Source organism: Paenibacillus sp. FSL L8-0663 (genome assembly GCF_038008125.1).
GTDB classification, from domain to species: Bacteria; Bacillota; Bacilli; order Paenibacillales; family Paenibacillaceae; genus Paenibacillus; species Paenibacillus polymyxa_D.
On the sequence record NZ_JBBOYM010000001.1, the window covers coordinates 604,275 to 619,422 of the forward strand.

The 15,148-nt window shown below is 46.5% G+C and carries 12 protein-coding genes and 1 pseudogene; 9 read left to right on the forward strand and 4 right to left on the reverse strand.

The genetic code is table 11. The annotated features are described in order from the left end of the window. Positions 1-37: 37 nt before the first annotated feature. Genes MKY75_RS02685 through MKY75_RS02695 form a run of 3 tightly spaced genes read left to right on the forward strand, consistent with a single transcriptional unit; the run spans position 38 to position 3,669 of the window. A complete protein-coding gene (locus MKY75_RS02685) occupies positions 38-994 on the forward strand; it encodes an ABC transporter permease (protein ID WP_029515960.1) in 957 nt (318 codons plus the stop codon). Between the two features lie 14 nt (positions 995-1,008). Beyond that, positions 1,009-1,947 (forward strand): carbohydrate ABC transporter permease, encoded by a 939-nt coding sequence (locus MKY75_RS02690; protein ID WP_340884227.1) that lies wholly within the window; start codon positions 1,009-1,011, stop codon positions 1,945-1,947. A gap of 42 nt (positions 1,948-1,989) precedes the next feature. Then, positions 1,990-3,669 (forward strand): ABC transporter substrate-binding protein, encoded by a 1,680-nt coding sequence (locus tag MKY75_RS02695; RefSeq protein WP_340884230.1) that lies wholly within the window; start codon positions 1,990-1,992, stop codon positions 3,667-3,669. Between the two features lie 258 nt (positions 3,670-3,927). Here MKY75_RS02695 and MKY75_RS02700 read toward each other — a convergent pair whose 3' ends face one another. Continuing rightward, a complete protein-coding gene (locus MKY75_RS02700) occupies positions 3,928-5,850 on the reverse strand; it encodes a glycosyl hydrolase (protein ID WP_340884232.1) in 1,923 nt (640 codons plus the stop codon). A gap of 449 nt (positions 5,851-6,299) precedes the next feature. Here MKY75_RS02700 and MKY75_RS02705 point away from each other — a divergent pair, with 449 nt between their 5' ends. Beyond that, on the forward strand, positions 6,300-7,094 hold the full coding sequence (locus tag MKY75_RS02705; protein ID WP_340884233.1) for a GNAT family N-acetyltransferase: 795 nt from the start codon (positions 6,300-6,302) through the stop codon (positions 7,092-7,094). A 99-nt stretch (positions 7,095-7,193) separates the two neighbouring features. Here MKY75_RS02705 and MKY75_RS02710 read toward each other — a convergent pair whose 3' ends face one another. Next, the gene (locus MKY75_RS02710) at positions 7,194-8,087 is read right to left on the reverse strand and encodes an AraC family transcriptional regulator (RefSeq protein ID WP_340884235.1); all 894 of its coding nucleotides are present in this window, start codon (positions 8,085-8,087) and stop codon (positions 7,194-7,196) included. Between the two features lie 157 nt (positions 8,088-8,244). Between MKY75_RS02710 and MKY75_RS02715 the strand changes: the two genes are divergently transcribed. Continuing rightward, positions 8,245-9,150, forward strand: a complete 906-nt coding sequence (locus MKY75_RS02715) for a DMT family transporter (RefSeq protein WP_340884238.1) — start codon at positions 8,245-8,247, stop codon at positions 9,148-9,150. Beyond that, a pseudogene (locus MKY75_RS02720) lies at positions 9,146-9,388 on the forward strand (tRNA-binding protein); the annotation flags it as partial. The gene MKY75_RS02715 and the pseudogene MKY75_RS02720, both read left to right, overlap by 5 nt. Positions 9,389-9,576: 188 nt before the next feature. On the opposite strand, the gene MKY75_RS02725 reads toward MKY75_RS02720, so the two are convergent. After that, positions 9,577-12,003 (reverse strand): UvrD-helicase domain-containing protein, encoded by a 2,427-nt coding sequence (locus MKY75_RS02725; RefSeq protein WP_340884241.1) that lies wholly within the window; start codon positions 12,001-12,003, stop codon positions 9,577-9,579. 310 nt (positions 12,004-12,313) lie between these two features. Here MKY75_RS02725 and MKY75_RS02730 point away from each other — a divergent pair, with 310 nt between their 5' ends. Together MKY75_RS02730 and MKY75_RS02735 are read left to right on the forward strand one after the other, a co-directional pair. After that, entirely contained in the window at positions 12,314-13,165 is an 852-nt protein-coding gene (locus MKY75_RS02730) for a zinc ribbon domain-containing protein (protein WP_029515952.1), read from the forward strand. Positions 13,166-13,230: 65 nt separating this feature from the next. After that, entirely contained in the window at positions 13,231-14,019 is a 789-nt protein-coding gene (locus tag MKY75_RS02735; RefSeq protein WP_029515951.1) for a TrmB family transcriptional regulator, read from the forward strand. A gap of 7 nt (positions 14,020-14,026) precedes the next feature. Here the strand turns inward: MKY75_RS02735 and MKY75_RS02740 are convergent, their stop codons facing one another. Beyond that, positions 14,027-14,659 carry an NUDIX hydrolase gene (locus MKY75_RS02740; RefSeq protein WP_029515950.1) on the reverse strand — a complete coding sequence of 211 codons (633 nt, stop codon included), beginning with the start codon at positions 14,657-14,659 and terminating at the stop codon, positions 14,027-14,029. A gap of 172 nt (positions 14,660-14,831) precedes the next feature. On the opposite strand from MKY75_RS02740, the gene MKY75_RS02745 reads away from it, so the two are divergent. After that, positions 14,832-15,125: a hypothetical protein gene (locus MKY75_RS02745; RefSeq protein ID WP_029515949.1), complete on the forward strand. Its 294-nt coding sequence runs from the start codon at positions 14,832-14,834 to the stop codon at positions 15,123-15,125. Positions 15,126-15,148 lie beyond the last annotated feature (23 nt).

A 15,148-nucleotide genomic window follows, 5' to 3' on the forward strand; every position in this document is an offset into this window, starting at 1 on the left:
TGTTTTATGATGGATTTTAAGAGAGGGGATGAAAAAAATGAAAGCGGTAACAGTGGTTTCGGAAAAGGCATACAAAAAGACGGAGAGGAATGCTTGGAAGGTATTTAAAAGCCAGAGGTATCTTTACTACATGTCCATTCCGTTTGTTATTTGGGTTTTTGTCTTCCAGTATTTGCCGCTATGGGGCTGGACAATGGCCTTTCAAAAATATAAACCCGGTTTGAGTTTTTTTGAGCAAAAGTGGGTGGGCTTGGAGCATTTTCGTACTTTGTTCCGAGATGATCATTTCTACCAAGTGCTGCGGAACACGCTGGCTATGAGTCTTATGGGACTGATCGCCGGTTTTATCGTGCCGGTTGTCTTTGCTTTACTGCTCAACGAGGTTCGTATCCAGGTTATAAAACGATTTGTTCAGACGGTATCTTATCTGCCGCACTTTGTTTCATGGGTGGTTGCTGCAGGCATTGTCACCAAAATGCTTTCAGCGGATGGCGGTGTCGTGAATGATATGTTCATGGGTCTAGGCATCATCGAACAGCCGATCCAGTTTATGGCCCAAGGTAAATTATTTTGGTGGGTTGTAACCTTCGGAGACATCTGGAAGGAAACAGGTTGGAACGCCATTATTTATCTGGCTGCCATCGCCGGTATTGGTCCTGAATTATACGAGGCTGCGCGGGTCGACGGCGCTAGCCGATTCCGGCAAATGTGGCATATCACGTTGCCAGGGATCCGGCCGACCATTATCATTCTCCTGATTATGTCGATTGGTCATTTGCTCGGTACGGGATTCGAGAAACAATTTTTGCTGGGCAATCACCTGGTCATTGATTACTCTGAAGTACTTGATTTGTATGCGCTTAATTATGGTCTGGCGATGGGACGTTACTCTTTCGGAACGGCAATTAATATCTTTAATTCGGTGATAAGCCTGATCCTATTGTTTGCGGCTAACGGAATCTTTAAGCGCTATACCAACGAGAGTATTATGTAAGGAGGATGAAGGACATGGAGGCTGTCAAAAGCAGTACGCCAGTCGGCCGATTAAACAACTGGCTTAAGGCGAAATCACCACAAGATCGAATCTTAGAAGTCGTTGTTTATCTTTTCATGATTGTGGTAACCGCTCTAACAATCTATCCGTTCTTAAATGTACTGGCTATCTCTTTTAACGATTCGGTAGACACCATTAGAGGTGGGATCACCATCTGGCCAAGGCAATTTACTTTAAAGAATTACGATTTGATTTTCACCTATGAGGGGTTAATCACTGGGTTCAAGATCTCCTTTCTGCGAACCGTCATTGGCACCGTAGCGGGCTTGGTCAGCGGTTCGATGCTTGCCTATACGCTTGCACGAAGTGATTTTCAAGCTAGAAGGTTCATCTCCATCTTTCTGGCCGTCACTATGTATGTTTCCGGAGGGTTGATTCCAGGTTTTATCCTGATGAAGGAATTGCATTTAATTGATACATTTGCCGTCTATATTTTACCAGGCCTTGTAAGTGCGTTTAATGTCTTCATTATTCGTTCCTTTATTGACGGCCTGCCTTATGCGTTACAGGAATCAGCCAAGCTGGATGGTGCCAACGACTTCACGATCTACTGGCGCGTTATCCTTCCTCTTTGCAAACCGGCATTAGCGACCGTAGCGCTCTTCTTGGCAGTTGGGCAATGGAACTCTTGGTTCGATACTTATCTGTTTAATGGGTCCAACGAATCGTTGACGACTCTGCAATATGAATTGATGAAAATTTTGCAAAGCACGACAACAAGCGCAACCAATTCCCAGGACGCTGCCAATATGGCGGAGCGTATGGCACAGGTATCGCCTGAATCTGTCAAAATGGCAATCACCATCATTGTTACCGTGCCGATTCTTATCGTCTATCCTTTTCTACAAAAATATTTTGTTAAGGGTATGACACTTGGAGCGGTAAAAAGCTAAAACGAAGCAGCAAACATTCATTATACAGGGAGGTTTAGCTCCATGAAGCCAAGAAAACATAGAATGGTCGTATCTTTCGTAATGTCATTAACTTTAGTCGCGACGCTCGCAGGGTGCGGCGGTAATAAAGCATCTGATGCTACCAAGGCCGTAACCACAGGAGACATCACGCTTACTTATTTCTCGGAAGACTCCAGCACAAACTGGAATAGCATGAAGGATGAAGTCGGTAAGGTCATCGCTGAAAAAACGGGAGTAACTCTAGATGCTGAATTCGCTGTCGGCGACCCGGTCCAAAAAATTTCGTTGATTGCAGCCACAGGAAACTATCCTGATTTGATCGCTGCTAAGGCGGATGTCGGCAAACTTGTCGATGCTGGCGCAATCATTGATTTGACGGATTTGATCGATAAGCACGCACCGAACATCAAAAAAATGCTGGGTGACAAGCTTGTTCGGACAAAGTACAGTTTGGACGACCCATCGATCTATGTGATTCCGACCTGGTCCGCTGTCGAGGAGAAAAAAATCAAACCCGACGTAGGATTTAAACTCCAACACCGTGTCGTCAAGGAAGCGGGATACCCAGACATTCGTACGGTACAGGATTTTGAAAAAGTCATTAAGGACTATCTAACCAAGCATCCGACGGATGAAAATGGCAACAAAAATATCGGACTGTCCCTAAATGCGGACGATTGGCATATGTACCAGGTAACGAACTCAGGATTCCAAACAACAGGGGGACCAGACGATGGTGAATACTACATCGATCAAAAAACACACCAAGCGACTTATCATTTCCGTCGACCGGAAGAAAAAGAATATTTTCGCTGGTTGAATCACATGAATGCCATTGGATTACTTGATCCGGAAAGCTTTGTGCAGAAGACTGACCAGTTTAAGGCGAAAGTGGCTTCAGGCCGCGTACTGGGTCTGGCCGATCCAGAATGGGACTATGGCGACGGACAAAATGCGCTGAAGGCGGAAGGCAAATTCGATCAGACTTACGGTCATTATCCAGTCACCATGAGCAAGGAGTACAAGGATACCAATTTCTGGCTTCCTGGCTTTGATGGGGGATACGGAATCTCAATCTCTAGCAAATGCAAGGATCCGGTACGCGCTATCCAGTTTCTCGACTTTCTAGCATCGGAAGAGGGGCAAGTCCTGAATAACTGGGGAATTGAAGGAAAGCATTACACGATGAAAGACGGCAAACGGACGATTACTCCGGCTGTACTTGAACGGATAAACAATGACAATGCGGCTTTCCAAAAAGAGTCTGGAATCGGTCTATATTGGAACTTGTCGGTCCATTATGGTGATGGCATCGAAGACTCAACTGGCAACTATTTCACTCGTAGTTATCCAGAACTGCTGACAGCGACTTACAACAAGTCGGAGAAGGAAGTTCTTAAGGCTTATAAGATCGAGCACTGGAAAGATCTATTCCCGAAGGAAGAGGAATTTCCGCCTAGAGCATACGGAGCAGCATATACAATGTCTCTTCCCAATGACGATCCGGCTGTTATTCTTGGAGCCAAGATGAAGGATATTACATGGAAACGAATTCCGGAAGCTGTCATGACTAAACCGGAAAACTTCGACAAGGTTTGGGATGCCTATATGGCAGAACTAGAGAAAGCTGGAGTGCAAGAAATGGAACAATCCTTTACCAAGCATATCCAAGACCGAATTAAGCTGTGGTCCACGAACTAACTCGTTTCGCATAAAAGAACGGGGCCGTTTCCACTTTCCTGCCGGAGAGGAGACGGTCCTTTTTCATAATGGTCTCTTGGTTAGAAAAGTAGCTACATTAACGAAACGGGAGAATAAAATATGGAGCATTTGAGGTACAAATAAACAGCGGCTACCCTGGTTATTTTCAGAGGTGGCCGCTGTTTGTTAGAGGAAGACTACTTCGTTACTTTACGACGCTGGATGGGACGGTATAGTTACGGATACGTTCAAAGTAATTTACTCCGCTTCATTCTTGGACGAAGTAAATAGGTCTTGGGGAAGCTCATCCCTCGTGATCACGTAATCGCTGTTGAACACTTTTATAAGATGATCCAGGGAGTTATATTGTCCGTTGCGGATGAAGTCGCCTGTCCATGTGGTGAAAAAGAGCCAATGCGCTGAATATGTTTGAAGTAATTCAGGATCGCCAATCGGGCCGTTTTCGGACAGACCAACCAGCTTCTTGCCTTGCACGAGATTCGCCAAGCTGTCATACTTGCCGATACTTGGGCTATAATTAGCCGCCTGGTTGTAGATATCCACACTTACAATATCGATGACATCGTCTCCCGGATACCACTCGGGGCTCTCGGAGTTCCATACCCAGATCAGGTTGTTCAGGTGATGGTAGTTTGTTAGGCGGTCGTACATGATATGGTACAGTTGCTTGGCAGAGTCTGGCCCTTGGGCGCCCCACCAGAACCATTTGCCCTCCGCCTCGTGCAGCGGTCTCCACAGCACCGGAACGTGAGCGTCTTGGAGACGTTTCAACTGAGCAGCAATAGCATCGATATCCCTTAGGATAAGCTGATACTCTTCCGATTCGGGATGATTAAGTGCATATTGAACGTCGAATGTAGTAGCGTCCGTGTAAAACCCGCGCCACCATTCTTTGCCGGGAATATCATGCAGTCCCTTAGGAGCATTCCAGTGCCATGCGAATGTGACAATTCCACCTTCTTTGGCCCATTGAATCGCCTTTTCCACTTCAGTTGAGGTGGCGCCATGTTCGATGCGAGAGGGGGAATAATCCATCATGTCCGTTGATAACATCGCAGGATACTTTCCAGTTTGGTCTTTAATCCACTGGGCATCCTCAAGAGTGTGCTGACCGGAAAGAATGTTGCTGCCGTAACTATCGACGAGATAACCCATAAGTGCCTTGGTTTCCGCAGTCGCATTCGGGTTTACTGGCTTTTTCTCAATCTGATGCAATTTCGGGGGGGACACTGCTGACAGCTTGACGTAGTCGATATGATATTGGTCCGAATCGACATTGAACTGTATGGTATTGTTTCCCACACTCAGCATCAGTTTACCGCCAGATACCTCTGTGTAGCTTGCTGTTGACGGGAGTGATGTTTCGCTGGTCTGGCCATTGACCACCAATTGAGTCTTTTTGTCTCCATTGGGGTTACTGTAACCGATTGCAAGATTGTAAAGCCCGCTTGAGGCTGCGTTATAGGCAAAGGTTAACGACCCTGTGCCTTTAAAGGCTGCGTAACCGGTACCGGAATAACCCGTATCAGCAGCTTCGATGCTGACCTCACCAGTAATGGCTCCTTCTTCGGCTTCCATTTTGCTTATGGCAGCAGGCAGATTGGCGAATTCAACCTTCACATACTCGATCCCGTAATATCCCCAGCCTCTTGAAAAAGTCAGCTCGTTTGTGCCAGCATTCAGCATGATCTTAGTTACCATTTTCTCGTTCACCGCCGCACCTTTCGGAGGAGCAGCCAGCGTTACGTTTTCAGCCATTGTGCCATTGACCTTGATGCTGGTATCCTTGGAGCCGGTGTCCGCCGGAATGTAGTAGCCGAGGCTCAGCCTATAAAGACCTGCTGTAGGCACGTTCACTTTAAACGTAGCCGTCCCGTCAGACTTTCCTGAGTTTGGGTCATAGTCATAAAAGAAGGATACATAGCCATCGCCTTTATAAAGCGTATCGCCGGTATAGGGTATATTCCGTTTTTCTACCCCGTAACCTTGAAGAATTGCATTTTTGGAGCTGACGACTATAGGAGAGGGGCTACCGTCAGTGACCAAGTGAGCTGATTCTGCTTTTGCTAGGCTTGGAATTAAACTGAGAGATACCAACAAAAAGGATAAGAGAACAAAACTGAGAATACTGAAAAACCTTTTTTTCCATGGGTCTGGCATATGACTCACTCCTTGAATTAGATGTTAAAGCCTTAGTTAACCTGCAACGCATAGTACAGAAAACGCTTTCATAAGTGTGTACATATTAAGTACGCTTTGAAGTAATCGATGACAGGTGATTAAGGACCAGCTTGCACTTTTAAACATACCTTCTTCATTTGTATGCGTTTTCAATATTTGTCATTAATTTTTTCAGTGCCTCACCTCTCTTTAATTTCATGATAAATTAGACGCGAGGCAGGAACCATACAATGAATTTCGGGAAAAATCATCCTTAAATTATGGATTTTTATACTCCGGCGGCAAACAATTTATCTTTATAGAAATGTATAACCCAATATTTTTTAAGGCTATATGGAATAAGCGGGAAGAATAGTTTCAATTTGTGGTATCATGCCAGTAGGTATTCCACGCATAGGAAAAGTATGACTAATGAAAGGGACTAATAAATGATTTCTCATCGATTGCTTACCTACGAAACAATTAGTCAATTAACTGACCAGATTAATAGAGACCAACACTTGTTATTCTATAGCTATTTAAGTCAACGTAAGGAGCAGGCTAAATTTGTTGGTCAATATATAGACGACAAGCTGACGGCGGTCTTAGCATACTTTTGGGGGCTATCCTTCCCTGCTTTTTCTTTCCATTGCATAAATCGCGAGAAACTTAACTTTCCAGCTCTTATTACTTTTACTGAGGAAATCATTCAACTTAAGAAAAATACTGTTTGTGGTACAATCCTCTGTAATCGTGACCTTGAACTTTTTCAATCTCATGGTCTTATATTGGGTAACCCACAACGTTTTTTAACAATGAAGCATATGGATCAATCGAAACTGCTCGATTCAAACTGGGCTGAGCTAGTTAAGGAAAATGACCTTTCAGATATAGTGGATTTATTACGAAATGGCAGCATGAAATTTTTTACGAGGAGCGAACTCGAACAATATCCTTTCCTTGGGATAAAGGAATGTGGTCATTTTATTGTCGTGGGCGGCTTCCACTTTTATGATTCTAAACTTGTTGAGCTCGGAAACATATACACAAGCCCTACTCACAGAGGGAAAGGCCTAGCAAAGCACTTGACGAGCCAACTTACAAAACTGGGCAGGTCACTTTCATCAGATATCTACCTGGGAGTACTGAAGGAGAACCAAGCCGCTGTATATCTTTACGAGGGCTTAGGCTATGAGATCACGGCTGAGCAAACTATTGTTGATTTTAAGCTATCTATTGATTGACGAATTAGGCCGCTGTCGCGCGCCGGTTGAGAAGTACAACGGAATATAGGTGACTGTTGGTATTAGAGCAGTATCACGCAACCAGAAAAGAAATAGCCCTTAATCCTTGATTTCATTTCTAAATTTCCGGAAATTTTTAGGTGTTCTTTCATGATGTTTTTTAAAAGATTGAATGAAGTGATTTACATGATTGAACCCCACTCTGTGGGCTATTTCAGTTATTGTAGAATCTGTTGAAATTAATAACTCGCTGCTTTTCTTGATACGGTACTTAATTAAATAGTCGTAAGGTGTCATATGAATGGTTCTCTTAAAACTACGAGTGCATTCCGAAATACTTAAATGTGCTACTTCAGCAATTTCTTGCAGTGTTATATTGTCTGAATAGTTTTGATGGATAAAGCTGAGCATCAATTGAAGTCTTTCCTGTTGCAGTTTCATGTGTTTAGGTGCTTCCTCCGAAGAAAGCGAAATGTTAGAAATTATGATGAACCATAATTGTACTGTTTTAATAGAAACCTCATATTCCCATCCCCAGTTTTTTTTCATATCAAATTTCTCTTTCATATCCCAAAGCATTTGCAGTATTTGAATTTGCCATTCAACATCTCCTTTGATTACTAATGACAATAAGAGAGAGTTTGTATAAGGCAGTACATAGTTTTTTTCCATCACACTATCTGCATAAAAGGCCAGCAGCTTCTCCGGAAAATTAAAACTGACATATTGGCCGTTATGTGTAAGGTGCGTAGTAACGTGAAGAACACCTTTATTAATTAAAATGGCCTGACCTGTTTCTAATTCATGATCAATCCCGTTAACTTGGATCACTAGCTTCCCTTTGGTAACCAAAGTGATTTGTAGCTCCTCATGCCAATGTAAATCGTTGAATCCTCTACCTTCAGGACTACTTGCATGAATAGTATGGGTGTACATGATGTATGGAAATGAAACATCGGGATATAGAATGGTCTCATGCAATTGTTTTTCCATTTTAGCGAGGTCCTTTCTCATGACGATATTTCTATATAAATTAAAGATATAGTTACACAAAATAAATAAAAGTGGTGATATTATTATACCAGATCTTCGGCTTATCATTACAATCCTGTGCACAGGCGATTGGATAAGACCTCTTGGAGGCGTACATGTGAAAATAAATCAATCGTCGTTACCGTTTCATCCGTATATTTTGCTTTTAATCAGCATACTGTCTGTCTCTATCTCATCCATCATGATCAAATCCTCAGATATTCCAACCTCTGTGGCTGGGATGTACAGATTGTATATGTCAGTACTCATAATGCTTCCTTTTGTACCTTGGAAAATGTTCCGTTCCTTAGAAATGAACAAAAAAGATTGGATTACCGTTTTCATAGCCGGTCTTTTTATCGGGTTACATTTCTTATTCTGGATGGAATCTTTAGTATATACCTCAGTTGCGAGCTCCATGGTCATCTTATCCTTACAGCCTTTATTTGTAATGATGGGTTCATACTTTATGTTCAGAGACCGAACCAACATATTAACCATACTTTGTTTGATCGCCGCTCTTGTCGGTTCAATCATTATTGCTTGGGGAGACATAGGGATTTCGAGAGAGGCATTGATCGGAGATGGATTATCTTTATTGGGAACAATTTTGGTTTCAGCATATATGTTGGCAGGACAGAAAGTAAGTCACAAAATAAATGCAAATTTATATAGTGTTATTGTTTTTTTTATTGGTGGCAGCGTCATGCTGGTGTACAATTTGTTGAATCATTATTCCTTGATTGAATATGACTCGTCGGAATGGATGTATTTCTTGTTACTTGCAGTAATCCCAACTATTTTTGGACAATATATTTTTAATCTGTTGTTGAAATCAATGGGTGCAACTACGGTCTCCGTTGGTATTATTGGAGAGCCTGTTCTTGCCATAATTCTCGCCTACTTATTCTTGGGAGAAATAATCTCTGCATTTCAATTTATAGGTGGAATCATGACTCTATTCGGTATGGGAATGTATTTTTGGGCAAAATCTTTAAAGTATACTACAGTTGCAAAATATTAAACTTGAAATTGATTTTGGACAAGATATCGGAATAAAGGCTTCGAGTGCACAAATTACAAAAAGATATGTGGCTGAAGATATTATAGGGGAACAAATCATAGGTGTAGTCAACTTTCCACCTCGACGGATAGCAGGCTTTAAGTCAGAGGTATTGGTTCTTGGAGGAATACCCGAAAAGGGGGATGTGGTTCTATTGAAACCAGATATCAAACTACCTGATGGAACACCTATTGGGTGATCACAAAGAGCAAGGCATTGAACTAACGGAAAACGAACGTTCAATAGCAAGTTAAAACAGAAAGCGGCAGACTAGGACTTTATTTTTCACGTCCTAGCCTACCGCTCTTTCTTTTATTGGTCTGTCCAAAGCTTATTTAATTTATCATTGGTCTGCACAATTCTCCATACCAGCTATACGCCGTATCCCTATCTGGCTGGGATGCTGCGTGTCCCCTCTGTCATCGGGGAGGCGCAGAGCGGGCACACTGGCGGCGTGCTTGTGCTAGCCGCGCTTGTACGGCGTCCGCTTGTTGTGTCGCGACGCATCCACGCTTTGCAAGCGCCGTCGGTACATTTCCACACGGGCACGCTGATGCGTGGCTCCGCCGGAGACCCTGCCACCGACGAGGTTGTCCGTGCCGTAGCGCTGCCTGGTCCCGGCCTGCTGCTCACACGGGTCGCTGTGCCAGACGCTGGCGATCCAGCGCCAGCACGGCTGCCATACCCGGAAGCACCCTTCGCTTGGCCAAAGCTACTGCGGCGTGTTTCTGGCTTGGAAGCCTCAGGGGTGACCCCATAGGCTTCCAGCAGGAAGCGTGACACGGCGGCAGGCTTGCCATGATTAGAGGCGGGGGAGGTGATGTATAGCAACTCCTTCGCCCGGGTGACGGCCACGTAAGCGAGGCGGCGCTCTTCTTCAAGCGCTGCATCGTTATCCACAGCTGTAGTTGGGGCGGCGCCTGCCCGCCGATCCTCCGGCAGCTCGCTGTGCAGCGCCGAGCTGTGCGGCAGAATGCCTTCGCTGGCTCCGATCCAATATACGCAAGGGAATTCCAATCCCTTGGCGCGGTGGATCGTCATGAGCCGAACAGCATCGCTGTCTTCCTCTCTGCGCAGCGATTCCATTTGGCGGTGACGCTCGGAAAGCTCGTCCGCAAAGCTGACGAACGCCTCCACAGTGTCAAACCGCTTGGCTGCCGTTTCGAGCTCCTCCAGACTTTCTTGCATCGTTTCCTTATAATGAGTCCACGCGCCCGTATCTCCACTTTCCAAATATTTGTCATAAAAGACGCGCCGCATTTCTTGAATGGCATAGGCAGGTTTCATGGTAGTGAGACTGCGAATCAGACGAATACGCTCTTTCACTTGTTCACGCTGAAAATCACGTAGTCGATCCCAGCGGCTGAGATGAATCAGCGGGTATTTTTTAGCCTGCTGTTTCTCCTCGCGCATAATCCATTCCATCCCAGCCTCACGCGAGACGTACAGCGGCCCAAGGGTGCTCGGAATGGATTCCATACGTCGGGGATTTAGCGACAAGCGCAGGTGATCCATTAAAGGACGAATCAGGGACTGGTCATAAAATACAGCCCCTGCTCCGTACTGAATAAATGGGACATCCCGCATAATTAATTGCTCAAAAATAGATCGGCTTCCGCTGGCTGTCCGGTGCAAAATAGCGATATCCCGGTAGCGAAGACGACCTTCTTCTACCTGCCCGAGCAGATGAGTAACAATATGTCCCGCCTCTTCCTCAGGCCCAGATGGGGTGGCAAACTGTGGCGGCAAGCCCTCACGCCCGGCAGCCGCAAGACGTTTGGAGCGTCGATGAACATTTTTGGCGACGATGTTGGAGCCCAGCCCCAAAATGCGTGCATCACTGCGATAATTAATATCCAGAGTAATGACCTTTGCATCCTTATAGACCTTGTCAAACTCCAGAATGGATTCCTGGCGTGCCCCATTAAAGGTATAGATCGTCTGGTCATCATCCCCCACAACCATCAGATTGCGATGTCGGGCAGCCAACCGCTGCACCATCTCATATTGGAGGGCATTCGTATCCTGAAATTCATCGACCATGATATGTGAAAAACGTCGCTGAAGCGGCTGAAGCACATCCGGGTCACGCAGTAGTGCGGAGGCACGCAGCAGAATATCGTCAAAATCCATTTTATTGCGCTCCTGTTTCCACGCTTCATAAGCGAGCATGGCACGCTTGGCATCCGATTCCTCGCGCACGGTTTCCGGCAGCTCGTCCGCGCTGCGGCCTTCCGCTTTCCAGGCGGAGAGGGCAGACAGCAGGCTTTCCGGCTGGAAAGCTTCGCTGAGCCCAAGCTGCCGCAGCATCATTTTCATGACGGTATGCTGGGCCTGCGTTTCACCGAACACTTCATCTTGCACGCCGCGATGACGCAGCATCGCTAAAGCGAATGAGTGAAACGTGCGTGCCTGAACTGCACGTGCAGCGGCAGGGCGCACACCGGGTAATCCCGCGATGCGCAGTTTCATCTCGGCAGCTGCCTTGCTGGTGAAGGTCACCAGCAGAATGGACGATGCAGGAACATCCCGCATCGCCATCAGGTAGCCTGCGCGGGCAGCCAGCACTGTGGTTTTGCCGCAGCCAGCCCCTGCAAGGGTCAGTAGGGGGCCTTTGCCGTGGCGGACGGCCTGAATCTGCGGGCGGTTCAGGTGAATGCCGGCGTTCTCTAAAGCACGGAAATAGGCCGAGTCTTGGTCGGTATCGGGTACCAGCGTCATACTGGTATCCATGGAAGCACGACGTGCCTGAGGGCTCGACGTTGAATAAGGAACCCCGATGGGTCGGGGGTAAAAAGAAGGATTTGGGTCCATAATCCTGAAACCCCTTTCGTTCTTAAAATCTTCCATTTTCACAAATGGGGGTAGTTTTTGGTATGATAGAGTTCTAGTCAGCTTTAGCTGACGATAAGAACAAGGCGATGGACTAAAATAATGCTGAAATTCATGCGGATCTTGCCGAAGCGTCAGAACGTCAATACGTTGACGCCAATGCCTATAGCCTTCAAACAGGCGATATGACCGCATTCCATTATACAGGAGTTCGAGGTTTGCCAACAGAAAAAAACTTTGGGATATACGGACGGTACAGTGAAATCCGGCTGGATATGGGGAGGAAATAACGATGAAGCTGATTCAACGTATAAAGGAAGGCGCTAATCGCGCAACAGAAAAGGCGCAGCATGCTGTCGAGATTAGTAAGATCAATTCACAAATTACAACGATCCAGCAGGAAATGGATGTTCATTTCTTGCGAATGGGTCAAATCTTTTACGAAGGTTATCGCGCATCCGACATGTCGGTGGCAGAAACCGAGATGACACAGCTATCCACTGCTTGTGATGAGCTTCAGGATGAAATTGACGAGCTGCGCAGTAGAATTGCAGAATTGAAGAACGCTCATTTATGCACCTGTGGAGCGGTTGTGCCTCTGGATGCGAACTTTTGCCCTAAATGCGGACGCAAGCTCAATGAAGGACAGGCTGCTTCCAAACAAGTAGCTGCTGTGCGTGAAGAGGTGCCAACGGACGTCTATTCTTTTGATCTGCGCAAGCCAGAGGTAGCGAAGGATGCTGCGCCTGCTTACACGGAGTATGCAGAACATGAAGTAGTCGATCGACATGAACAGGAACAGGATGAGCGGTATGAAACACACGAACCAGCGGGACTAGACCGCGATTATACAGTGTCTGATTTTACACCGGAGGAAAAAGCGGCATTCGACGCTGAGTGGGAGCGCCGTCGTCAGGAAGATCTGGAAAAAGAACACCGTCGTCTTGAAGAATTGGCACGTGAGCGTGAGCGTCAGGAGGAGCTGGACGAGCGGATTCGATATTGGAAGGCCAACAACTCCGGGGCTGAGAAACCGGCAACGCCGTCTGCACAAGTACGTGAAAATGTAAAATGCCAAATCTGCACCGCAGAACTACCCAAAGGGTCCAAGTGGTGCCCGCGTTGCGGAGCTGAACAGATTTAACGCAGCCGAACAGGCTGCCGCAGGACACAGACATAACGCCGGGCAGCATAGGGGGAACAGAATATATGGAGCGTTTGCTGCATCATCTGCGGAATCTGGGTTTTACGGAAATGGAAGCCAAGGTTATGGTCGAGCTTTCGAGGCAAAATGCGGCTTCCGGCTATGAAGTGGCTAAGCGTCTGGGTGCATCACGCTCCAACGTGTACGCGGCTTTACAGCGTTTGGCCGGGCAGGGATACCTCAGAACCAGTGCGGGAGAGCCTGTACGTTACAGCATGCTGCCACCGGCTGAATTGACCCGGATGATCGAAGGACAAATGCAGGAGTCTCTACGTGCAGTGGAGAAAGAAATGCCACGAACAGAACCAACCAAGCCGACCTTTTATAATGCGGAAGGCGATCGGAAGGTACTGGAAAGTCTGACCCGTGAGTTGGAACGGGCAGAGCATGAGATTGTGTTGGACTTGTGGCGCGAGGAAGCCGAACTGCTGCGGACAGAGTTGGAGAAAGCCGAGAGTCGAGGTGTGCGTCTGCTCTGGTCCTGCGATAACGGAGAAAGCATGATGGGACCGTGGTTACCGCTTAGGTCTGGTACAGACGGACAGGAACCAGCAGGGCGTAAGTTTTCTTTTGTTATTGATCGGCGTTGGTGCATGCTGGGGATGCGGGGAGAGAATTGCCCGACACAGGCGCTTATTACCGAGCATCCGGTAATGACAGGCCTGCTGCTTAATCATTTTGCTCAGGATCTTATTCTGTATGAGCTGGAGCATGATATGGGCAGAGAGCTGTCGACCCGGTATGGCTGGCGGTATGAAGGCATTATCGGCAAATATATGTCAGCTGGGGAATAGCTAAAGATTACCGGGTAGGAAGTTCCATCAGTGCCCGGCATATAGATGTAATATAGCCCGCCTTATGAGGCACGAATTGATCCGATGTGATCAGGCGGCGAGTTTTTTCTGGGTTCGGCCCTGACGTAATGCCTTGGGCTTCGATAAAGGGAATATAGCCTTCAAAAAGGGCCAGTGCTTGGTCAAGATCCGCTTCGTACAGTCCGGCTACTTCTTCTTGCTGGAGATGATAAGCTTCCAATGGCTGGTTCGATAGCAGTCCAAACACCGAGCTAACCTCCCGATCCCAAAAAGAGGTGCCCTGGGCGGTACCTTTGCTTTCATACCGAACGGTCATCAGCGGTGTTAATGAGGTAAAGGGAACATGAATGCCCAGTTCTTCCTCCAGCTCGCGAGCCGCCTGAGACATATCTTCGCCTGCCGTCAAATGACCGGCTGCTGTAATATCGTAGCATCCGGGGAAGGTATCCTTCGTATCCTGACGCTGTTGGAATAGCAAGCGACGGCCTGTAGAAGTGTCTCGTGCTAGCCAGCAGTGAAAGGTATGGTGCCAGTATCCCTTGGCATGTGCGTCTCGTCGGGAGGCTGTGCCAAGGGGGTTGTCTTCATCGTCGTAGATATCCAGAAGCTCGCTATTCATCGTGGTTCCTCCTATAGTAAGCAGAAATCAAAGGTCTACTTTACAGTATAACGTGTTTTCTGTCCTAACGATATGAAGGCGGGTGTGGAATGTGGAGTGGCATTTGGGGTATGCTGGGAACATAAGGATTTGAAACATCACATAGATTTATTATTGAAAGGAGCGATTTTACATGGAATGTATAGTACATTTTCGAGTCATGCATCCGGAGGAACCCAAGGAACTTCGCGGGTTGATTATGCTGGAAAGCGGGGGCAAGCCGGGGATTGATCAAATCACGGATATGTTCAAAAATATGGGCTATGATGTCCGCCCAGACAATCCGGAGGAATTGATTTTTAAACCAGTCGATGTCAGAGCCAATTATACATATATCCGGGTTATTGAGCTGGATACGGGTGAGGAAGTCTACCAGGAAGATAGGGATTTGCGCGCGATTTTGGAAACTTTGCTGAATAAACGTTAAAGACCAGGAGAACTAATCGATGA

Coding starts and splice junctions, on each gene's coding strand:
- MKY75_RS02685 (WP_029515960.1), top strand. CDS start 38: ATGAAAGCGGTAACAGTGGTTTCGGAAAAGGCATACAAAAAGACGGAG.
- MKY75_RS02690 (WP_340884227.1), top strand. CDS start 1,009: ATGGAGGCTGTCAAAAGCAGTACGCCAGTCGGCCGATTAAACAACTGG.
- MKY75_RS02695 (WP_340884230.1), top strand. CDS start 1,990: ATGAAGCCAAGAAAACATAGAATGGTCGTATCTTTCGTAATGTCATTA.
- MKY75_RS02700 (WP_340884232.1), bottom strand. CDS start 5,850: ATGCCAGACCCATGGAAAAAAAGGTTTTTCAGTATTCTCAGTTTTGTT.
- MKY75_RS02705 (WP_340884233.1), top strand. CDS start 6,300: ATGATTTCTCATCGATTGCTTACCTACGAAACAATTAGTCAATTAACT.
- MKY75_RS02710 (WP_340884235.1), bottom strand. CDS start 8,087: ATGGAAAAACAATTGCATGAGACCATTCTATATCCCGATGTTTCATTT.
- MKY75_RS02725 (WP_340884241.1), bottom strand. CDS start 12,003: ATGGACCCAAATCCTTCTTTTTACCCCCGACCCATCGGGGTTCCTTAT.
- MKY75_RS02730 (WP_029515952.1), top strand. CDS start 12,314: ATGAAGCTGATTCAACGTATAAAGGAAGGCGCTAATCGCGCAACAGAA.
- MKY75_RS02735 (WP_029515951.1), top strand. CDS start 13,231: ATGGAGCGTTTGCTGCATCATCTGCGGAATCTGGGTTTTACGGAAATG.
- MKY75_RS02740 (WP_029515950.1), bottom strand. CDS start 14,659: ATGAATAGCGAGCTTCTGGATATCTACGACGATGAAGACAACCCCCTT.
- MKY75_RS02745 (WP_029515949.1), top strand. CDS start 14,832: ATGGAATGTATAGTACATTTTCGAGTCATGCATCCGGAGGAACCCAAG.